Source organism: Saccharibacillus sacchari (genome assembly GCF_037722395.1).
GTDB classification, from domain to species: domain Bacteria; phylum Bacillota; class Bacilli; order Paenibacillales; family Paenibacillaceae; genus Saccharibacillus; species Saccharibacillus sacchari_A.
Genome location: NZ_JBBKAR010000045.1, coordinates 1 through 21,637 on the forward strand (window position 1 = coordinate 1; position 21,637 = coordinate 21,637).

At 56.2% G+C, this 21,637-nt stretch carries 17 protein-coding genes and 1 pseudogene; 7 read left to right on the forward strand and 11 right to left on the reverse strand.

Going from position 1 to position 21,637, the window contains the following annotated elements:
* Window positions 1-266: 266 nt before the first annotated feature.
* On the reverse strand, window positions 267-812 hold the full coding sequence (locus WKI47_RS16790; RefSeq protein WP_340228317.1) for a guanylate kinase: 546 nt from the start codon (window positions 810-812) through the stop codon (window positions 267-269).
* A 310-nt stretch (window positions 813-1,122) separates the two neighbouring features.
* On the opposite strand from WKI47_RS16790, the gene pepT reads away from it, so the two are divergent.
* From pepT to WKI47_RS16820, 6 genes are all read left to right on the forward strand, one after another.
* A complete protein-coding gene (gene pepT, locus WKI47_RS16795; RefSeq protein WP_340228318.1) occupies window positions 1,123-2,358 on the forward strand; it encodes a peptidase T in 1,236 nt (411 codons plus the stop codon).
* Between the two features lie 16 nt (window positions 2,359-2,374).
* Window positions 2,375-2,980: a pentapeptide repeat-containing protein gene (locus WKI47_RS16800; RefSeq protein WP_340228319.1), complete on the forward strand. Its 606-nt coding sequence runs from the start codon at window positions 2,375-2,377 to the stop codon at window positions 2,978-2,980.
* Window positions 2,981-3,244: 264 nt separating this feature from the next.
* Window positions 3,245-4,180 carry an aldo/keto reductase gene (locus WKI47_RS16805; RefSeq protein WP_340228553.1) on the forward strand — a complete coding sequence of 312 codons (936 nt, stop codon included), beginning with the start codon at window positions 3,245-3,247 and terminating at the stop codon, window positions 4,178-4,180.
* A 380-nt stretch (window positions 4,181-4,560) separates the two neighbouring features.
* A complete protein-coding gene (locus WKI47_RS16810) occupies window positions 4,561-5,181 on the forward strand; it encodes an acetate uptake transporter (RefSeq protein ID WP_340228320.1) in 621 nt (206 codons plus the stop codon).
* Window positions 5,182-5,493: 312 nt separating this feature from the next.
* Window positions 5,494-6,219, forward strand: coding sequence for a DsbA family oxidoreductase (locus tag WKI47_RS16815; RefSeq protein ID WP_340228321.1), 726 nt, complete (start codon window positions 5,494-5,496; stop codon window positions 6,217-6,219).
* A 340-nt stretch (window positions 6,220-6,559) separates the two neighbouring features.
* A complete protein-coding gene (locus WKI47_RS16820) occupies window positions 6,560-6,958 on the forward strand; it encodes a hypothetical protein (protein WP_340228322.1) in 399 nt (132 codons plus the stop codon).
* A gap of 98 nt (window positions 6,959-7,056) precedes the next feature.
* Here the strand turns inward: WKI47_RS16820 and WKI47_RS16825 are convergent, their stop codons facing one another.
* The 3 genes from WKI47_RS16825 to WKI47_RS16835 form a co-directional block, all read right to left on the reverse strand.
* On the reverse strand, window positions 7,057-8,202 hold the full coding sequence (locus WKI47_RS16825) for a response regulator (protein WP_340228323.1): 1,146 nt from the start codon (window positions 8,200-8,202) through the stop codon (window positions 7,057-7,059).
* 5 nt (window positions 8,203-8,207) lie between these two features.
* Complete coding sequence (locus tag WKI47_RS16830; RefSeq protein ID WP_340228324.1) at window positions 8,208-8,612, reverse strand: LytR/AlgR family response regulator transcription factor; 405 nt, start codon at window positions 8,610-8,612, stop codon at window positions 8,208-8,210.
* A gap of 92 nt (window positions 8,613-8,704) precedes the next feature.
* The gene (locus WKI47_RS16835) at window positions 8,705-11,749 is read right to left on the reverse strand and encodes a hybrid sensor histidine kinase/response regulator (protein WP_340228325.1); all 3,045 of its coding nucleotides are present in this window, start codon (window positions 11,747-11,749) and stop codon (window positions 8,705-8,707) included.
* Between the two features lie 241 nt (window positions 11,750-11,990).
* On the opposite strand from WKI47_RS16835, the gene WKI47_RS16840 reads away from it, so the two are divergent.
* Window positions 11,991-12,569 (forward strand): TetR/AcrR family transcriptional regulator, encoded by a 579-nt coding sequence (locus WKI47_RS16840; RefSeq protein ID WP_340228326.1) that lies wholly within the window; start codon window positions 11,991-11,993, stop codon window positions 12,567-12,569.
* Between the two features lie 645 nt (window positions 12,570-13,214).
* Here the strand turns inward: WKI47_RS16840 and WKI47_RS16845 are convergent.
* The 7 genes and pseudogenes from WKI47_RS16845 to WKI47_RS16875 all read right to left on the reverse strand — a co-directional run bounded on the left by WKI47_RS16845 (window position 13,215) and on the right by WKI47_RS16875 (window position 21,607).
* Window positions 13,215-13,871 (reverse strand): DinB family protein, encoded by a 657-nt coding sequence (locus WKI47_RS16845; protein ID WP_340228327.1) that lies wholly within the window; start codon window positions 13,869-13,871, stop codon window positions 13,215-13,217.
* A gap of 66 nt (window positions 13,872-13,937) precedes the next feature.
* Entirely contained in the window at window positions 13,938-14,888 is a 951-nt protein-coding gene (locus WKI47_RS16850; protein ID WP_340228328.1) for a YafY family protein, read from the reverse strand.
* A gap of 586 nt (window positions 14,889-15,474) precedes the next feature.
* On the reverse strand, window positions 15,475-16,659 hold the full coding sequence (locus WKI47_RS16855) for an NADP-dependent malic enzyme (RefSeq protein WP_340228329.1): 1,185 nt from the start codon (window positions 16,657-16,659) through the stop codon (window positions 15,475-15,477).
* Window positions 16,660-16,746: 87 nt separating this feature from the next.
* Window positions 16,747-18,021, reverse strand: a pseudogene (locus WKI47_RS16860) (2-hydroxycarboxylate transporter family protein); the annotation flags it as partial.
* 284 nt (window positions 18,022-18,305) lie between these two features.
* Entirely contained in the window at window positions 18,306-19,013 is a 708-nt protein-coding gene (locus tag WKI47_RS16865) for a response regulator (protein ID WP_340228330.1), read from the reverse strand.
* A complete protein-coding gene (dcuS, locus tag WKI47_RS16870) occupies window positions 19,010-20,647 on the reverse strand; it encodes a DcuS/MalK family sensor histidine kinase (protein WP_340228331.1) in 1,638 nt (545 codons plus the stop codon). The genes WKI47_RS16865 and dcuS overlap by 4 nt, the downstream gene beginning before the upstream one ends.
* Before the next feature lie 177 nt (window positions 20,648-20,824).
* Window positions 20,825-21,607: an MBL fold metallo-hydrolase gene (locus tag WKI47_RS16875; protein WP_340228332.1), complete on the reverse strand. Its 783-nt coding sequence runs from the start codon at window positions 21,605-21,607 to the stop codon at window positions 20,825-20,827.
* Window positions 21,608-21,637: the final 30 nt, after the last annotated feature.

A 21,637-nucleotide genomic window follows, 5' to 3' on the forward strand; every position in this document is an offset into this window, starting at 1 on the left:
GGATATACGTTTATTTTCTCGCTCTTAGGCTTTTTTTTCGCTTTTTTCTTCAAATAACTGCATATTCGCACTTATTCGAAAAGACAGAAGAAAATCGAACGAAATAAGTGTATATAAGCACTTATTTCGATAGAATCGAGCGGGCGAACTTTTTTTTCGATTTCTTCATATTTCTTCCGATTTCTTGCTGCTTCCGCGTTAACGCGGCTTTCTAGACAGTCTGACCGTTTCCTTTCCCGGAAACGGTTCTTTCTATTACGTCCGGTCTATAAGCCCAGCATCGGGCGTAGGGCGAGGACAATCTCCCGGGCGCGTTCCAGCGCGCCTTCGCCGCTTCGGACGATAAGGTCGCAGCCTTCCAGGGCGGCGATCTCTTCGTCGTAGCCTGCCAATCGCGCGGCGATCTGCTCCGGGTCGGAGCCGCGGGCCAGCAGGCGGGCTTCGCATTCGGAGCGTGCGGCGGAGACGCCGAGCATCAGGGCGCGGTCGCCGAGCAGCGCTTTGGCTACGCGGGCGCCGCTCGGGTCGAGGACGATCGAGCGCAATCCGGCGCCGCTCGCGGTGTCTTCGATCGAAGCCAGCGAGGTGCCGTACAGATGGCCGCGGTATTCGCTGGTTTCCAGCATTTTGCCTTCGTTCATCATCCGTTCCAGCGTCTCGCGCTGGGTGAAATGATAATCGACGCCGTCGGTTTCGCCGTCGCGCGGCGCTCTCGATGTCCAGGTCACGATGCGGGGAAGCCCCAGCACGGCTTGAAGTGTCGTTTTCCCCGAAGCGCTTGGTCCTTGAAAAACAACCAGTGATATATCCATGATTCCAACCTCCGAATGCCGAGTCGCGGAAGTGCTTTTTTCTGATTCGGCCTGATAAGATGCAACGTGTATTTTCGCATGTTCGCGCAAAATGTGCCAGCTTTGCACATACCGGGAAGCTTTTTTCGAAACCCTTTTTCATGTTAAAATAAAGGTATGCGCGTCTCTGTCGTTTCGAAAAGAGCGCCAAATCGAAACGCCGATCCGGCTTGCCCTCCGGTATCCGAACCCCCTTCCCTCATTTGCAAGGCGAAGGGGGTTCGTGCCTGATCGCGCCGGAACCGGCCCAACGGAAAGAAGGTATTTACCCGTGAAAAAAGAGCTGATCGAACGTCTCGACCGCTACGCCCGTTTCGATACCCAATCCAATGAAGACAGCGAGACCTGCCCGTCCACGCCCGGACAGATGAAGCTGGCCGAACAGCTCGTGCGCGAGCTGACGGAGATGGGCCTTACGGAAATCACGCTCGACGAGAACGGCTATGTCATGGCTTCGCTTGAAGCCAATACGGATAAAACCGACGTGCCGGTAATCGGCTTCCTTGCCCACCTGGACACGGCAACCGAATTGAGCGGCGCCAACGTCAATCCGCAGATCGTGGACAGCTACGACGGCGGGGATATCGTGCTCAACCAAGAACTCGGCATCGTCCTGTCGCCGCGCGAGTTCCCCGAGCTGTCGCACTACGTCGGCCATACGCTGGTGACGACCGACGGTACGACGCTGCTCGGCGCCGACGACAAAGCGGGCATGGCGGAAATCATGACGGCGCTGAACCATCTGATCGCGCATCCGGAGTTGAAGCACGGCAAGCTGCGGGTCGCGTTTACGCCGGACGAAGAGATCGGCCGCGGACCGCAGCGTTTCGACGTACAAGCGTTCGGCGCGAAATACGCCTATACGATGGACGGCGGCCCGCTCGGCGAACTGGAGTACGAAAGCTTCAACGCCGCTGCCGCCAAAGTCACGATCAAAGGCGTCAGCGTTCACCCCGGCACGGCCAAAGGCAAAATGATTAACGCCGCGAAGATCGCGATGGAATTCCACCGTCGTTTGCCGGAGCAGGAATCGCCGGAATTCACCGAAGGCTACGAAGGCTTTTTCCATCTGCTGGACATCACCGGCGGCACGGATCAAACGACGCTGTCGTACATCATTCGCGACTTCGACCGTAACAGCTTCGAAAGCCGCAAAAAGCTGATGGAAAGCATCGCGGGCGAGTTCCGTCAGACTTATGGCGACGAGAACGTGCTGCTCGAACTGCGCGATCAATACTATAATATGCGCGAAAAAATCGAGCCGGTGATCGAGATCGTGGACCTGGTGAGCGACGCGATGAAAAAGCTGGACATCACGCCGGACATCCGTCCGATCCGCGGCGGCACCGACGGTTCGCAATTGTCCTACATGGGTCTGCCGACACCGAACATTTTCACGGGCGGCGAGAACTATCACGGCCGTTACGAATACGTGTCCGCCGATAATATGGTCAAAGCGACGGAAGTCATTTTGGAAGTGGTGCAGGCGTTCGAGCGTCAAGCCTGACAGGAGGTACCTTAACATGTTCGAATATGAAAACCGCAGCTACGAGGACGTGGACTTCGGGGCGCAGGAGCTGCGGGACGGCGAGCTGACGAACTGTACGTTTGTCCGCTGCCGCTTTACGCACGGTTCGCTGGAAGAGATCTTGACGCGCGGTTGCCGTTTCACCGAATGCGATTTCCGCGGTGCTTCGATGAACGGCTCGATCCATATCGAATCGGCGTTCGAGAACTGCAAGTTCAACGAAGCGAATCTGTTCGCGGCCAAGTTCGACAATTGTAAAATGACGGGGTCCGACTTTGCAGGCTCCAAACTGGACGGATTTACGGTCGTGCGCGGCGATTGGTCGTATACCAACCTCCGCCATGCGCGCCTGGACCGGCAGGATCTGCGCGGCGCACGCTTTTTCGAAGCCGATCTGTCCGAGACCAGTCTGCAAAAAGCCGATCTGCGCGGTGCCGACCTGACACGCTGCATGCTCGGAAAAGCAAAGCTGCAAGGCGCGGATCTGCGGGATGCGGTGCTGGACGGAGTCGATTTCAAATCGCTGGACGTCAAAAACGTACGGATGGATCGGGATCAGGCGGTCCTGTTCATGCGCTCTTACGGGGCGAAGGTCGACTGAGCCGATTATGAAAAAAGAATGATTTTAAAAGACGGTGCACGGCAAGCCGAACCGATGCTGCTTTGAACCCTTTGCCGCAAAAGCGATAAGCAAAAGGGGCGAAGCAACATCGCGGACAGCTTCCGTCCACTGTTTTTTCAATTCCCGACTTTTTTAATCGGATTTTAAGCTTATATCGTTATATCCATATCATTTTAGGGTAAAAAATAAAGACGCGTTTTGATTTTATTTATGGAAAGCGAGGGTTTTGCAATGACGAAAGCAGTGAACGAGAAAGTAACTTTGGGTAAAAGCGGTTTGAAAGTAAACCCGATCGGCCTCGGCACCAATGCCGTCGGCGGGCATAACCTTTTCCCTAATCTGGATGAAGAAGCGGGTAAAGCATCGGTTCGCTCGGCTTTGGAAAGCGGCATTAACTTTCTGGATACGGCGTTCATCTACGGACCCGGACGTTCGGAGGAACTGATCGGCGAGGTGCTGAAAGCTTACGGACATCGCGACGAGATCGTCATCGCCACCAAGGGCGCACATAAAATCGTCGACGGAGGCGTTGAACTCGATAACTCCCCGGCTTTTCTGAGAGAATCGGTCGAAGCCAGCTTGAAGCGTCTCGGTACCGACTACATCGATTTGTACTATATCCATTTCCCGGATGAACATACGCCGAAAGACGAGGCTGTAGGCGAGCTGGCGAAGCTGAAGCAGGAAGGCAAGATCCGTTCGATCGGCGTTTCCAACTTCTCGATCGACCAACTGCGCGAAGCCAACAAGGACGGCCATGTCGATGTGTTCCAGGGCGAATATAATCTGTTCAAACGCGGCGCCGAAGCCGAGCTTCTGCCATACGCCAAACAAAATAACATCTCGTTCGTCCCTTACTTCCCGCTCGCTTCCGGCCTTCTGACCGGCAAATACAGCGCGGACGACAAGCTCGACGAGAGCAAGCTCAAAAACCCGATGTTCCAAGGCGATAACTTCAAACGCAACGTGGAAAAAGTAAACCGCCTGCGCGAGATCGCCAATGCCCAGGGAGTCGACATCTCCAACGTGGTTCTCGCCTGGTACCTGACCCAAGACGCGATCGATTCCGTGATTCCGGGTGCCAAAAACGACAAGCAAGTCGCAGCCAACCTCAAAACACTCTACGTCACACTGACGCCGGAGCAAATCCAGCAGATCGACTTCCTGTTCCGGGACTAAGCAGGACTGTTCGTTTTTTCAGACGGTCGGCACCGACTTGAATACAATGGATTTTGTTGCATGGTTCATGATTCAGACCGCCGATGTTCTCGGCGGTCTTTCTGCGTTGAAATTTTCACCTTGCATGAACGCGCCCCGCGCTCAACCGCACGCTGCATCCGGGGCTTTTTTTATGTTTTTTCATACATATCAAGTCAAGGAAGCGTATCCAGTTCGCACAGCTTGTCTTTTTTCGAAAAATTTTCGCTAAAACCCGGTTTTCCATATTCATTTCGTCTTTCTTTTCGAGTACAATGGGTCAGTTGAGTTCCACAAAGAACGGAACCGTTCGGAAATCACTTGCTTTCTATCTTGCATCGTTGGAGGAATCATTAAAAGCTATGAATCACCCGTCCCCTTCCACCGTCAAAGTCGTTACCGCCGATCCCGGCGCAATCGGCTTGTTCGGTCTGGCCATCGTCACACTCGTTGCTTCGTCGCAGAAGCTCGGACTGACGGAAGGCCTCAGCTATGCCGCTTCCTGGGCTGTCTTCCTTGGCGCTTTTGCTCAGCTCTTCGCCAGCATCCAGGATGCCAAGCACAATAACACGTTCGGTATGACCGCTTTTGCCGCTTACGCATTCTTCTGGTTCGCCATGGCGACCAACTGGTTGATGAAAATGGGTACTTTCGGCCCTGAACTTGCCGGTGCCGTCGACGGTAAACAGCTTGGTTTTGCTTTTGCCGGATATCTGGTCTTTACCTTGTTCATGACGATCGGCGCGATGGAGACGAACAAAGTGTTGTTCATCATCTTCTGTCTGATCGACGTTTTGTTCCTCGGTCTGACGCTTGACGCCTTCGGCGCACCGGAGTTCTTCCACGAGATGGCGGCTTACGCGGAACTGGCCATCGGTATCGTCTCGCTGTACGGTTGCGGAGCCAACGTATTGAACGTCCACTTCGGACGCGAGTTCCTGCCGATCGGCAAAGCGTTCGGCATCTTCAAGCCGCGCGCGTAAAAAAGATCCGATCTCCCTATACGATCTGTCCGGATTGCATGGCTGAAGGGTTCGTGAACTCGTCTAATGAATTCGCACCCGAAAAGAATCGGAGCATCAGCTATAAAGAGGCTATCCTTAAAGTCGTCGTACGACTTGGGGCAGCCTCTTTTTTCTATCCCGCAAACACTTTACCGAAAAGACTTGATTAACTTACTAAATGTAACTATAATAATTTTAAGTAAGTAAAATTCATGCCGTTTCGGATCGCGTTCCTGACGGGTCCGATTCGGGTGCGATTTTGGCATCCAACGGCAAAAGGAGTCTTTTCCCATGAAAATCGAAGTCTGGTCGGACTATGTCTGCCCGTTCTGTTATATCGGCAAACGCCGTCTTGAGCACGCCCTGGAACGTTTCCCCAATAAAGATCAGGTTGAAGTGGTGTACAAAAGCTTCGAACTCGATCCAAACTCCGCTGTTCAGCATAACGGCGATATTCATGATCTGCTGGCTGGCAAGTACGGCATGAGCCGCGAGCAGGCGATGGCTTCCAACCGCAGCGTCGGCGAAGCGGCTCGCGGCGTAGGACTGAATTACGATTTTGACAATATGCGCTATACGAATACGTTCGATGCGCACCGTCTGGCTCATTTTGCGACGGAAAAAGGACTGCCGCAAGCGCTGACTGAACGCCTGATGCAAGCCTACTTCACGGAAGGCGCCTTCCTGGGTGACCACGAAGAGCTGGCGAAGTTGGCTGCGGAAGCGGGCCTCGATAAGGAAGAAGTGCTGGCGGTATTGAAATCCGATGCCTACGGCGACAAGGTTCGGGCCGATGAAGACGAAGCGATGCAGCTCGGCGTACGCGGCGTGCCGTTCTTCGTGCTGGATGGTAAGTTCGCGGTTTCCGGCGCGCAGCCGGACAGCGTCTTCGACCAAGCGTTGGAGCGTGCGTGGGGCGAGCGTCCGGCGTTGACGGTGCTGGGCGACGATTCGGCGGAGCTGGACGGATGTTCGGACGGCTCATGTGCGGTGCCGGGGGCCGGGAAGCCTGAGTAAAGGCTTCTGTGGGGAAGTCCTATTCGTGGAAGGCCGCGCTGGGCGCTGCGGGGGAAATTGCCAGCATATGCTTCCGAAGTGCATTTCTTCGAAATGATTCACGAGACGCTGTCTCACTCGGAAAACTGGATTGGAATTTCAGTGGAAGTTTTCCGAGTTCAAAAGCGTCTCTCGCTGAATTTCCCCCTCCGCTAGGCGCGGTCACGAATCGGACTTCCGGGAAGGTTTAACACAAGCTTCGCGGTGTTGGGTATAGATTAAAGCATAAAACAGCGTTCCGGGGATTTGTCCGGAACGCTGTTTTTGATATTGATGAGGGAGGATGAAGGGGAATCAATAGGTGGGTCAGGCGATTCAGGCAGGAAGGAGAAGAAGAAGGAGAAAATTTTACTTTATCTATCTGGTTTGCCCTCTTCACTTTTTACTTTCTACTCTTCACTTCTCACTTCTCACTTCTCACTTCTCACTTCTCACTTCTCACTTCTCACTTCTCACTCTTCATGTTGACCTTTTGCACACATTTCAGCGAATTTTAGTGCTGTTTTTTAAAAATCTTGACGAAATATCAAGATATTTTTGGTTTGGGGTGAAGTTTGAGCCGAAATTCAGAAAAATGTTGATCAAACGTCAAGATCGGGTAGAAAAAGCATACAAAAGTCGTCGAATTGTTGACGATTTGTGCGCATTTTTAGGATTGCAGGCGCCGCGGCGGTTGCGCAGGGTACGCGCGCACACGTAACCGCCTTGTGGCAAGCAGCAAGCGCACCGCTGCGTCTTCGGGTTGCCGGATGGAGAGGCCGGCAACCCGAAGCGGAGCAGCGGTTTTCGGCGAATCTGTTAATCCGCCAAGCGTTCATAAGCTTGGCGGGTTAACGGTTCCGGCTCGGCGCCGAGTTCTTCTTGGAGACGAAGCGCGAACGTCCGGTAGCTTTCGCGGGCTAGGCGTTTGTTGTCGGCGGATTCGTAGGCTGACATGAGTTGGCGGCAGATTTCCTCGGCGTAGGGTTCTTCCTCCTGGAGAGCGGTCAAGAGGCGGATGGCCTCGTCGGTTCGGCCTGCGGCCTTTTCTTCTTCGGCCAGTTCGAGGGCTAGGCGCAAGCGTCGGCGGTTGAGCTTTTCGGCCCGGGATTCGGCCCACGGGTAGTCGTGGTGTTCCAGATAGCCGCCTTTCCAGAGGGCTAATAGCGTCTCAGCCGGATCGATGTTGCCTTTTACCGAACCGATTAGCTTTTCGGACTCGTGCTCGAAGCGTTCGACGTCCGTTTCCACGCCGCCGCGCAGCAGACGATAGCTTTCTTGGCGGTACTCCAAAGCCATCTCCGGCTTGCCGTCCTTCAGCAGCTTGCGAATCTGGTAGACCGAGGTATGCAGGTGCGTGGCGGCTTTGTCGCCTGACATGCTTGGCCAGAGCAAGTCGGTCAGTTCGTCTCGCGGTACCCATTGCTCGCCTTGGTGCAAAAGATACGCGAAGAGTTCCTGCGACTTGGCGGTGCGCCATTTGACCGGACGAACCTTGCGGGCTTCGGAATCGTATAATTCCAGCCGACGAAACATAAGGATGCCGGGCATCTCCAGCTCTTTTGGAGCAGAATCGCCAGCCTTTGCAGCCTTGTTTTCTACCGCGAGAGATTCCGGCACGATTCGTGCAATTGCTTTTTGCAAACGGGTGGGGCCAATAGGCTTGAGCAGGTAATCAATCGCCTGCAAGTCGAACGCTTCCACGGCGTAATCGGAATAGGCCGTGACGAAGACGATCGCAATACCGGGATGGCGCTGCTGGATATGCTCCGCTGCTTCCAATCCGTTCATCTCCGGCATGCCGATATCCAGAAATACGGCATCCACCGGCTCGTTGTCCAACCATTCGATGCCTTCGCGAGCCGATGTACACATTGCAACAGGCTCCAATCGCCCGTCCGCACGAATCAGCCGCTCCAGATGGAGCAGTGCGGGCTTTTCATCGTCGATCAGCATTGCTCGCATCCGTATCACTCCACTTTGTCTAATCTTTCTTGCTGCCTATGAATAACGCTTCCGCAGGAACGCCGCAAACGAACGATCGTCCGCTCCAGCCGTTCCAGCGTCAGCGGTTTGAGCAGGTAATCGAATGCCCGTTGTTCAAAAGCTTCAACTGCATATTCGCGGCTTGCCGTCACATAGACGATACGCAAACCGGGCAAGTCGCGCAGAAGACGCTCCGAAGCCGCAAGCCCGGAAATATAGCCCAGACGCGTTTCCACAAATAAAGCATCGGGTTCGAGCCCCAGCGCTTCGCTTAGTGCGGCTTCGGGCTCGTACGAGCTGCCGACCAATTCGACATCGGGATAGTCGCCCAACATGCGGGCTGTCCGTGCCAGCGATTCCCGATCGCCATCCAAAAGATAAATCCGCATGCTTCTCATCCCTTTCCCGGAAAACGCGGGTACTCGTACTTAGCATACCGGAAAGGGCTGAACATTTTCTGAACAAGAAAAATGGAATTTCCTTACTGCAACACCGCATTCTTGGGAAGATCGAATCCGATCTCCGTACCGCCCTCACTTCCGGGAAGGCCCGGTTCCAGTCGCAGCGCTGCACCATGCAAAGCAGAAAGGCGCCGGTGGATATTGCGCAGACCCACACCGCCCGTTCGACCTGCCATAATCTCGTCGAAATGTTCTGGGCTAAGACCGACTCCATTGTCTCTAACCCGAACAGAAACCGTCGAGCCGGTATCCCGAATCTCCAATATGACTACGCCTCCGGCGGAACGCTGCATCACACCGTGCCGAACCGCATTCTCGACCAGCGGCTGAATGCTAAGCGGGGGGACAAAAACGCCCACCAGTTCATCCGCTTCGTATTCAAACACCAGCCGATCGTCGAATCTCGCTTGTTCCAAGGCCACATACGCCTCGACCAGCTCAAGCTCCTTTTGCAGCGGCACAAGCCGATCCCGGTTATGGAAGTCGAAGCTCCCCCGCAGATAATGACTGAGTTCGATCAGCAGATCAATCGCTTTGTCGGGATCGGTGCTGCACGCGGAAATAATGACGTTCAGCGCATTGTACAAAAAGTGGGGCTTGATCTGGGCTTGCAGAAACGCCATCTCCGCACGGATCGCTTCTTCCGCCGAGCGGCGCATGCCGATCAACGTACGCGCTCGCGCTCTCAACTCACCGGCATCGACAGGCTTGCTCAGGAAATCGCTGGCGCCTGCCTCGAAGCCTGCCCGGATATCCTCCGGCAAACCCCGCGCAGTCAGCAAAAGAATCGGCAATTCCGCCAGCGTATAACGCTCACGCAACTGGCGACACAGCTCAAGACCTGACATACCGGGCATCATCCAGTCCGTCACAACCAGCTCAAAGCCGGACTTTTCCTCGATCAACGCAAGCGCTTCGGCAGCACCGGATACTGCCTCCACCTCATAACCGGCCGTTGCCAGCAAGTTTAGCAGCACCCGTCGATTGACCGGATCATCATTGACGATGAGCACGCGCCCGGCATCGGCAACCGCAAGTCCCGGAGTATCAGGAACCTGTGTATTGGAGTTTGACTCTTCGGCAAATGCCAATATCCCCGTTTGGGAAGCTTCCGGCGCAGATGAAGACACAGGCAAAGTGAAAAAGAAGGTTGTCCCTTCGCCCGGCGTTGAATCCAACCAGATCCGGCCTCCGCCCAATTCGACAAGCTGCCGGGTAATGCTGAGCCCCAGCCCCGTTCCTTCCATCCCCAAAGCCTCGTCCGTACGTTCGAAGCGGCGGAAGATGTCAGGCCAGCGTTCTCGTTCGATTCCGATTCCGGTGTCCGCCACTTCGACTCTCACCTGATCGCCGTCGGCATAGGCGCTGATCCGAATCTCGCCCCGCTCTGTATATTTGACCGCATTGCCCAGCAGATTATAAAGAATTTGCCGCAACCGATCCTCGTCCATCCGCACGCCAGGCAGATCCTCCGGGCACTCCTGCACGATCCGAATCGGCTTGTCTTCAAGCGTGTACGTCATGACCTCGATTACCGAGCGGACGACAGAAGTCAGATGCAGGGTGCGCACATCCAGGCGAATACGCCCATCCTTCAAATTCGAGAAATCCAAAATATCGCCGACCAGCAAGGATAGCCGCTGACCCGTCGTCATGACCATCGCCAGATTTTCTCGCTGCTTGGCCGAAACGGGACCTGCCGCACCTTCCAGCATGGAACGCGCGATATTAATAATGCCATGCAGCGGCGTCCGTAGTTCATGCGACGTATTCGCCATAAACTCGTCTTTTAGCCCATCCAAGGTCAGCAACCGGCCCGACAGTCGCTCTACATCGGCAAATGCCCGGACAAAGCGGCGGATCAACAGCACGGTCTGCGCCAACACGAACAGAACCAACTCATAGATCGCCAGCCAACGCGTATCCACCTGAGCGATCAGATAGACCAGGTTCAGCAAAATGAAAACGGAGATGCTCATCAAGCCCACCGTGACCAGATACCAGTCCTCCGCGCTTTTTTTCACCCAACGAATCATGATCCAGCCCGTATAGGCCAAGCTCAAAAAGGCTACAGAGAGCAGAACGCTTTCCAGCATCGAAAAGATCGGCATCGGCAGCACCAAAGCCAATACGGCTCCCGATATCGCCAACGAAGCGTATCCTCGCAGCACGACCTTATGAATCGTCCCCGGAATCAAAGCATCCATATAGGCCATCAGAAACAGATAAATCAGGTTGGACGATACGGCCTGAAGCTTCAGCATCGCCATATATGGCATGTTAGGCAGGAAATAATCGAGCAGCTTTTCCCCGTGCGTCAAAACGTAAATGGCCGCGAACATACAAAACAAACCGAGGAAAAGCTGCGGCAGCTCGCGCTTGTGCAGAACATACAGCAGCAAGAACAGCATGCCCGGCAAAAAGAACCCGCAGATCGAAGCAAAGTCCCGAATCCAATCTCCTTGCTTATCCAGCAAAATGACGCTTTCCGGCCCAATAACAATCGAATCGAAAATTCCGCCCGAGGCATAACTGAAATTCGAAGCCTGCACAACCAATACAGCCTTGTCTCCGGTCAGATGCACGAAGCCGGTATAAGGCACGTTTTTTTGCACATCGGATGCACGGTCTTCAGATGGATAGCCACTTCCGCCTACCTTTTCGCCGTTCAGATAGACCCGGCTTGCCATTCGCACGTTAGCGACGCGCAGTCCAAAATCTTCATCGAAAGACTGTCCGAGATCAATCTCCAATCGATAGGTTCCGTAACCGAGCGGCCCGTCCGGCATGGCGTCGTTCCAGGCACCAGGCACTTGCAGCGTCTTTCCTTCCGGGCGTTTTTGCGTCAGCTCGCCGGGATCAACCAACTTTCCGGGATAAAAAGTCCATTCTCCGCCCAGCGTGGCCGCACCGCGCTGCGCATAATCCCAGTCGCTCAAGTCCACCTTGCCGTCTTGCGCACGGGGCAGCCCGCGCTGCGACGCCATAATATCCATCAATCCAACCGCAGGCACTATAATGATCAAGCAGAAGGCCAGAATCAGAATCAGCCACTTTTTCAACATCGTATCGCTCTCATTCCTGTTCATCTTCTGTGCGAGCCGAATCTTGCCCGGCACTAGTTGTCGTCATACGGGATTCGAAAAATCGAAACATGGATTTTCAATGAAGATTATACACCGTTTTTCTATCCAAAATCTTCGATTTCCATGACGGCTGATGCAAATTTGCCCAAAACGCGATTGCGGCGATTCCGGCGACCTGCTACGCTAAATGCAAAGAACCGTCAGGAAAGAAGGATGCCGCATGAAAAAAAATCCACGCAAAAGGCAAATCGTTGAAGCGGCAGCACGAACGATTGCAGACAAAGGCTATGAGAGTGCTTCAATCAAGGAGATCGCGGCAGAAGCCGGACTCCCCGCTCCCGGCCTGATCCACTACTATTTCAAAACAAAAGAAGAAATCTTGCGCGAGGTGGTCAAGCAAAGCCGCGAACGGTATGAGGAGGAGTTTGGGGATACGCTGCCCGGCCGTTCATCCGAGCTGTTCGGAGCCGAAGAAGGTACGCCTCGCAAAACGGCTGACGAGCATGGTCCGGATTGGTATAAGCTTCGCTACGAGTTTTTTGCCCAGGGACTACGGGACGCGGCGCTTGCGAGCGACGTCTCGCAGCTGCTTGAAGTCGGGCGCGGAGGGATTGCAGGCGTGCTGGATTCCGCGTTGCTCGGACTGGACGATCAGGAACGAGAGTCTCTGTCGGCGATTCTTCTGGCGTGCTTCGACGGTCTTGCGCTTCAGAAGCTGCTCCACCCTGAACTGGATTTGGAAAAGACCTATACGCTGCTGGAAACGATGATTCTGGATCGTTTTCCGGCAGCGGAGTAGTGTTTAAGGAGCAGCGAACGTGTAGAGTAGAAAACGTCAAAGAACTTCGGGGAACTTTCGGAAATTCCAGCGCGAAAAGTCTGAAATCGAACGAGTCGGAATCGGATTCACAAGAAATAAATGCGGATATGCACTTATTTGTTTCGAGTTGGGCGATTTGGAGAAAATAGATGCGCATATACACTTAATTTCTCGATATGATACGATCTTTCGCTACTTTTCTCTAGGGCGTGTACGCAAACTCCGAAGGGCGCAGATTGAGCTGAATATTCGTTCTCATCAAGGAACTTTTCCGAAGGCGTGCCGGGGCACGTCAAGGGAAAGTGACGTAGAGGAGGGCGAAAAGGCAGCTCAAGATGCACGTCGCCTGAGTTTGCGTACACGCCCTAAATAAGTGTAGATTTGCATCTATTTGAAAAGTCGGGCGCAAATCGGACGAAATAAGTGTAATTGGGCACTTAATTTGAATAGCGACCCGGCGCCGAAAAAAATTGCGCGAAAAAGCGAACGAACGCGGAGACTCGCGCTTGTTCGCTTTTTGGATCGAGCGCTTTTTGGATTCGACCGATTTTTGGGCGTGGCTTGCTTTTGCGGCGGCCGAAAACGAAAAGGCTGTCCATTCGGTTTGGTTTGGTTCGGTACTGCTCAGTTCGCCGGAGCCGTCGCCAGACCCAGTTCCTTCAGAAGACGCTCTTCTTGCAAAAAGTGGTGCCTGTAGTGCATTTCCGTTACTGTGACCCATTCCGAGGCGGTCAAATTCCCGAATCTCGGATGCGCCTGAGTATGCCCGGAGCGGTCGGCGATGGCGGACGCTTCCATTTCCGACACGCATGCAACCACTTGTTGCAGCGCGCTTCGAAGCTGCTCTTTGCTTTCCGGCTGCGCAGGCGTGTACTGCGGGGAAGGCGGAACCTTGACGCGTTCGGGCGGGAAGCTTCCGGCCTCGAACAACGCTTCGCCAAGCGGCGTTTTAAGCAGGGGCTGAGACGGCTTGCCTGAAGCCGCGGCTTCCAGGCAGCGCTTTGCGTTCGCGAGCTGCATATGCAAAGCCGATCCGGCAAGGTGCATGTACATTTGTCCGAGCGACCATTCGTCCTCGGCCGGAACACGGCGAAGCTGTTCAAGATCAAGTTGGTCGATCTGCCGCAGATAGCGCCGCGTGGAGCGTGCGACGCTTTGCGCGAGAGGTCCGGCCTGCGCGGAACGGTCGCGATCGGCGGATGCGGAAGTATTGTGCTCGGCGGGCGCGGAAGTCCCGGAAGCGGGGGAAGGGTTCGAAACCTTCGAAGTATTCGTACTCATGGAAATATCGACTCCTTTTCGTATCGGATATTCCCAGTCTATAGCTGCGCTGCTGACACCATCCTGTCAGTAGCGATTCCGCATATGTTGCAGTTCGTTGCGCATCAGCGCGCGCAAGCTTTCCGGCTCCAGTACCTCGGCCGACGCGCCCAGGCCCAGCAGCAGCGGCAGCAGGTCTTTCTCGTGCCGCATCCGAAAATGCAGCCGATACTCGCCGTCCGAATCTTCGATGTTTTCCAGGTAAAAAGGACGCAGTTCTTTGACCCGTTCGACCGCCGAGCGGTCGGCCCGAACCACGGCGCGCAAAGTCCGGTCGTCTTTGGCCCGATAATCGGACAACCTGAAATCGCCGGGCAACTCGAAACGCTCCGGCATCAAGCGCAAATCCCCAATCCGCGAAACGCGAAAATGGCGGATTTCCCGATGCCGGTCGCAATGCGCGATCAGCATCCAGACGCCCCTCACCAGCACAAGCCCGTACGGTGCGACCGCGCGGCTTGGGTCCGCAGCGGAAATCCGGCTTTCTTCTCCGGCTTTCGTGTACGTAAACTCCACTTTCCTTTTGCGCAGCACCGCTTCGCGCAGCAGCTCTACCCGTTCCAGTTCGGCTTCGCCTTGCTCTGCTGCCCCGTCGGGCGCAAGTCTCGCCGTTTCGCGCAGATTGGCGACTTCTTCGCGCAAATTCGGCGGCAAAATATGCTCCAGTTTTTCCCGGAACGTACTTGCTCCCGCGCGGACGCTGCCGCCGAAAGTCTGGTGCGTCAGATCCGCTCCGATCAGCGCCGCCAGCGCTTCGGCCTCGGTCAGCATCACCGGCGGCAGAAAATAACCTTCGATCAGCGAATACCCCGCTCCCGGCGTGCCGAGCAGCGGAACGCCGGCTTCGCTCAAAGCCTGCATATCCCGATAAATGGTCCGAACGCTCGTCTCGAACGTCTCGGCCAGATCCTCTGCCCGAACCGTCCGTTCCCGCTGGAGACGGAGCAAAATAGCCAGCATCCGATCGGTTTTGTTCAAGATTTCTCCTCCTGTTTGCGCGCCAAAGTGCTGACATTTTATCACCGGCGCAGAAACAGCGTCAATATCGGATGCGATCGGCGAGCTTTGAAAAGATACGTCGAACGACCGGTCGGACGGGAGATCCCTGAGTTAATCGAAACCGAATACGCTTTGAAAGGATACGTCGAAAAACAAGCTTTGGAATCCGGAAGGTTGTTTTTCGCTTGCGAACGTTCAACGTACCGGAAGGCGTCGAACGTTTTTTTCGGATCGGCTATTTTGAGCAAGGTTGTTGAAATAAGTGCGCATATGCAATTATTTCGTTCGATTGGCTCCCGAATTTTCGAATAGGTGCAAATATACACTTATTCGAAGAAAATACGCGTAAAATGATAGGCGAGCGAGAAAATAGATGTATATTCGCACTTATTCTCTCCAAATCGCAGAATGCGAAGAAAATAAGTGCATATCCGCACTTATTTTCAGAATTCCGAAATCGTTGCGTCATACCGAGGCGGGATTTTCGGACTTGAATGGCTTCGTATCGTTTCCTGTCGGTACATGATGCTTGTCCATGTACCGTCACGCTTCGTCATGCAAAGCGTTACTTCGCGCTTACCGCCGATGCTCCGCGCAAAGCGCCCGTGCGCACGGCGGCTCCGGCCACGGCGGCGCGGACGGATTCGACGACCCTCGGATCGAACGCGTCGGGAATGATATATTGCTCGTGCAGATCGGCGGTCGGGATGACGGAAGAGATCGCTTCGGCCGCCGCCAGCTTCATTTCTTCGTTGATATCGGTCGCCCCGCAATCCAAAGCGCCGCGGAAAATGCCGGGGAAGCACAGCACGTTGTTGATCTGGTTCGGGTAATCCGAACGTCCCGTCGCCATGACGCGAACGTACGGCGCGGCAAGGTCAGGGTCGATCTCCGGGATCGGATTCGCCATCGCGAACACGATCGGATCGTGCGCCATGCGTTGCAGATCGTGCACGGTCAGCACGTTCGGACCGGACACGCCGACGAAGACGTCCGCGTCGACGATCACGTCCGACAGCTTGCCTTCTTCCAGATACGGATTGGAAACCAGCGCGAAGTCGTTCCAGTGGGCGTTCGCGTAAGATGCGGACCGGGTCAGCGCGCCGATCCGGTCCACGCCGATCAGATTGGCGGCGCCGGCTTTGAGCAGCATCTTGGCGACGGAGAGGCCGGCCGCTCCCATGCCGTTGACGACGATCTTGACCTGCCCGATGCTTTTGCCGCAGACTTTCAGCGCGTTCAGCAGTCCGGCCAGCACCACGATCGCCGTGCCGTGCTGGTCGTCGTGGAACACCGGAATATCCAGCTCGGCGCGCAGGCGGGATTCGATCTCGAAACAGCGCGGCGCCGAAATGTCTTCCAGATTGATCCCCCCGAACGTCGGCGCCAGCGCTTTGACGATAGAGATGATCTCTTCGGTGTCCTGCGTGTCCAGGCAGATCGGTACCGCGTCGACGTCGGCGAACTGCTTGAACAGCGCCGCTTTGCCTTCCATGACCGGCATTGCCGCTTCCGGGCCGATATCGCCCAGCCCCAGCACCGCCGTGCCGTCCGAGACGACGGCGACCGTGTTTTTCTTGGTCGTCAGCTCGTACGCGCGCTCTTTGCGGCCGGCGATTTCCTGGCAAACGCGCGCCACGCCGGGCGTATACACGCGGGCCAGGTCTTCTTTGTTCAGGATCGGGTTTTTCAGCGCCGTTTCCAATTTTCCGCCCCGATGCAAATCCATGATTTCGTCGAGCAATCCCATTTTCTTTTCCTCCTTAATGATTCGAACGTTTGGATCAGAAACAAGTGCGAGCGTCCGAGCGCAACGGCTTCGGCGAGCTTCGACGCATCAGCCGCCCCAGATCGCGATCAACAGCGTAGCGGCCACGACGGTCAGCGCTCCGCCGATCCGGGTCGAAATTTGCGCGAACGGCATCAGTTCCATCCGGCCGGACGCCGACAGGATCGCCACGTCGCCCGTTCCGCCCAGACCGCCGCGGCAGCCTGTCACGATCGCCGCTTCCACCGGATACATGCGCACCCATTTGCCCACGAAAAATCCGGTCAAAATCATGGCGGCGATCACGGAAGCGCAAGTCAGCACGTAAGGCACGGAGATGATCGCGGCCACGTCGCCGAGCGGGATATAGAGAATGCCCAGCCCGACCATCAGCGGCCAGGTGAGCGTCCCGGACACGAATTTGTACAACTGGTACGCGCCCTGCTCGATCTTTTTGGGCAACAGGCCGCTGATTTTGAGCAGCGCCGCGCCGAAGATCATCAGAATCGGGCCGGGGATGCCGACGAACGGCGATAGCAGGCTACCCGTGATAAACAGCGCGCAGGCGAACAGCAATCCGGCTCCCATCAGCGCGAAATTCGGCTTTTCGTTGTCGTATTCGCTGCCACCGAGCTTTTTGCCGCCTTTTTCCCGGACCAGCACGCCGTTGCCCGTAATGGACGGGTTTTTGTCGGCCATCTTTTTAAGAATGCCGGCACCGATAATCGCGAACACGTTGCCGATCACGGCCGCCGGTATCATCTGGGCAACGAACGCCCCGGATTCGCCGCCGAGGATTTGCGAGAACGCGATAGACAACGGCAGGATTCCTTCGCCCACGCCTCCGGCGATGATCGGAATCACGATGTAGAAAAAGGCTCTGTGCGCGCTATAGCCGAGCAGCACGCCGACGCCGACTCCCACGCCGATCGCGGCGACCGTCCCGGCCATCATCGGAATAAAGATGCGGATGAATCCGTCGATCAGCGTGCGCCGGTTCATCCCGGTGATGCTGCCCGCCACCAGACACGCGATATACAAATACAGAAAATTCGACGTTTTCATCAGCGTGTGCACGGCGTCGGTCACTTGCGGGTTCAGCACGTTCCAGAACACGAGGAACGACGGAACCATCAGCGACAAGATAGCGGCACCGCCGATATTTTTGAGCAGCGGCAGCTTGAACCCGAGATCGCTGAGCAAAATGCCGAGAATCATGATGACCGCCAGACCGCCGATCATGTCGTTGGGCAGCTCCCCGACCGCGGCGGCCGCGAATACGATAACGGCGAGCACCAGATACAACGGCAGCGGGACGACCCCGACTTTGAGCTGCATGATTTTCAGACCGGACAATTTGCGCAGCGGATGATTGCGTTCTTTTTGCTCCGAAGATTGCTGTTCTTCCTGCGTCGGCATCATCGGCTGCTGGATGGCTTTTTCCATGATCTAACCTCCTTGTAATCGCTTACAAGTGCATCCTACTCTTTTTGCCGACGCTTTTGTTTTTATGTAATTAACGATTGTTTTTTGTAAATTAATTAAGCGGATTTTTGAAAAAGGAAAAGAAAAGACGGCCCGGAAGCCATGCGCGAGGATAAAAGCTTGGCGCAGGCCGAGGCCGTCTTCTACAGATAAGCCGCGATCAGCGAGCGTCCTCCCGCCACCACCCGATACCGTTGCACCGGGCGGCCGATCGTGCCGTACGTCTGGTCCATCTCCAGCACGTTCATCTCCGCCAGGCCGGACAGGTATTTGCCGACCGATACGCGGGATATGCCGGTCGACGCCGAAATCTCTTCGCTGGAAAAAGACTCGCCGGTCGACGCTTCGATCGCCTGCCAGATCGCGCGCAGCGTCTGGCGCGTGAAGCCTTTGGGCAACTGCGCGGCGGAAGGCGTCTCCGCCGTGCGGCGTGTCAGCGCGTCCAGTTCCGCCTGATCCAGACTGGAACGGTCGCGCAGCAGCAGATGCCGTTCGCGGTACGCGACGAGCGCGTCCCGGAAGCGTCCGAACTCGAACGGCTTGATGAGGTAATCGACCACGCCGTTTTGCAGCGCCCGCTGGATACTGCCTTTGTCGCTGGCCGCCGAGATCACGATCACGTCGACGGGCCATTCCCGCTGCCGCATCTCGGCAAGCAGTTCCAGGCCGTTTTCCTGCTTCATGTACAGATCCAGCAGCACCAGCCCGAACGGTTCGCGATCCAGCAGCTTGAGCGCTTCTTCCGGGGACGGCGCCCAGGCTCCGAACCGGAACCCGTCCACCTTTTCCAAGTAAAACCGGTTCATCTCCGCGACCATCGGATCGTCTTCGACGATCAATACGTTAATCATTTGCCCACCCCTTTTTTCGCGACTTCGTACGGCAGTTCGACGACGAAGCGCGTTCCACTCTCCGGCGCGCCGACGCACGATATGCTTCCGCCCAGACGCTGCGCGCTGCGCCGTACCAGGTACAACCCGACGCCTCGGTCGTCGCCTTTGGTCGAATACCCCTGCTCGTACATCGCCGCCGCGATATCCGGCGGAATGCCGATGCCGTTATCCGACACTTCGATCTTCAACCGGCCTTGCTTGTACACGAACCCGATGCCGATTTCTTTGTCGACGGCTTCCGTTCTCGGCGCTTCCATCGCGTTTTGCAGCAAATTGCCGACGATCGTCACCAGTTCGCGAGAGACCGACGGCTGCGCCGCTTCCGGCAGCACGCCTTCTTCGCTGACCGTCAACCGGATGCCGGCTTCGCGCAGCAAACTGAGCTTGCCGAGCAAAAATCCGGCCATCACCGGGTCTTTGATCTGCGTCGTGACGGCGCCCGCTTCGATCTGAAGGCTCGGAACCGCTTCCTGCAAATACGTCTCCAACCGATCGTACCGCTTCATATGCGTCAATCCCATGATGATATGCAGCTTGTTCATGAACTCGTGCGTTTGCGCGCGCAGCGCGTCCGCGTACAGCGAAATGCCCGACAGTCGCTCCATCAGCACGCTGATCTCCGTTTTGTCGCGGAAAGTGGCGATCGCACCTTCGACGCGGCCGTCGATCCGGATCGGCACCACGTTGACCAGCAGCGCGGTGCCGCCGCGTTCCGCTTCCAGATCGTAGACCGGTTCGCCGCTCGCCAGCACCCGATCCATCCGCAGCAGCGAACGGAAATCCGATTCCGCCGAATCGTCGCCGCGCGCGTCTTGACCGGGCCGTTCGCCGTCGTTATCGCTTTCGCCTATCAAGCGCCTGGCTTCGGCGTTAATCAACGTGATCCGCAGTTCTTTGTCGACCGCGAGAATGCCTTCTTTGGCCGATTGCAGCATGGCGCTGCGTTCTTCCAGCCGCCGTGCGATCTCGTCCGGCTCCATCCCCAGCATCATCCGTTTCAAGCGGCGCGCCAGCAACACCGCGCCGAATATGCCCAGCGATCCGCCGAGCAGCATCCCTCCGTACAGCAGCCACATATTTTGCCCGACTGCCGTTCGGACGCTGCCGAGCGACAATCCGACCGCGACGGCGCCCACCTGCGTCCCGTCGTCTCCGTAGACCGGGGAAAACGCGCGAACCGAAGGGCCCAGCGAGCCGGACGCCGTCGAAATGAATTCGCGGCCGTTCAGCGCGGGCGTCTCGTCCCCGCCCGCGAAGTGCTGCCCGATCCGGGAAGGATCGGGATGGGAAAGCCGAATGCCCTGCATATTCAGCACGACCACGAATTGAATATCGTTCGCCCCGCGCACCGCTTCCGCGTAAGGCTGCACGCCGTCGCTATCGCCGCCCGGTTCCAGCGCCCGGCGGATCGTCGGCGTCAACGACACGGTACGGGCGATCCCGACCGCCCGTTGTTCCAGCGCTTCCCGGGTATGCCTGGAGATTTCAAAGCTAATCATGACATACAAAGCCAGCAGCGCAAGCGCGACCACCGACAGCACCATCAGCGTGGTCGTCGTTTGCACCCGCATCCGGTAACGCCCTATTTTCACTCCCGTTCCCCCGCTTTCGGCGATAATGACCGCATTATAACCGATTCGAACGAACGGCGCGAGGAAGAAACATACAGCGGGCAGCCTTTTGGCGGCATTGCCGTCTCCGTTCGGGCAAAAGAAAAAACCTCCCGGACTTTTCCGAAAGGTTCCTATCCCGCAGCCGAACGGCCTTTTTCAAAACTGTACGCTGAATCCGTCGAACCGATGGATGCCCGTGCCGAATTTCGCCAGGTCGCGATCTCGCAAATACTCCGCCGCCGCTTCGGCCCGACCCAAAATATCCGGCGCAAGCCCCAACGTGTTATGCGAACCGAAAACGCGGACGACGTTCGGCAACGCGGCGATCTTTTCCCAGGAAGCGATCAGATCGACCGGGCTTGTGGACGGATAAAAAGCATAGACCGGCGTCTCGTCGTACAGTAGATCGCCGGTGAACAAGTAACCCGCCGCCGCTTCGAAAAAGCTGAGATGCCCCGGCGAATGGCCCGGCGTGTGACACGCGGTCAACGAGCGTCCGCCCAACTCCACCACGTCGCCGTCCGCGAGCGTTCCCGTCGCTTTGCCGCGAAACGGCGCATAGGTACGCGGATCGAAGCCGGGCGGCAGCGGACGCGTGATATCCCGGCCGATATCGCGGCGAATCTGCTCCAGCGTCAAGCCGGCGATTCCTTTTTCCAACCAATCCCGATCCAGCTCGTGCACGTAAAGGCGTTCGAACCGTCCGTGACTGCCGATATGATCGGTATGCACATGCGTGGTCAGCACGTCGATCGGCAGGTCGGTCAACCGGTCCGTGATGCGCTTGATATTGTCGATGCCGAGACCGGTGTCGATCAGCGCGGCTTTGCGTTCTCCCAGAAGCAAAAAAGAATGCACTTTCTCCCAATGCCCGTATTCGCTGATCGCGTACGTGCGTTCGTCGATGCGTTGTACCGTAAACCAATGATCCTGAAGCATGAGCGCAAGCCTCCCAAGTCGTTAACTCTT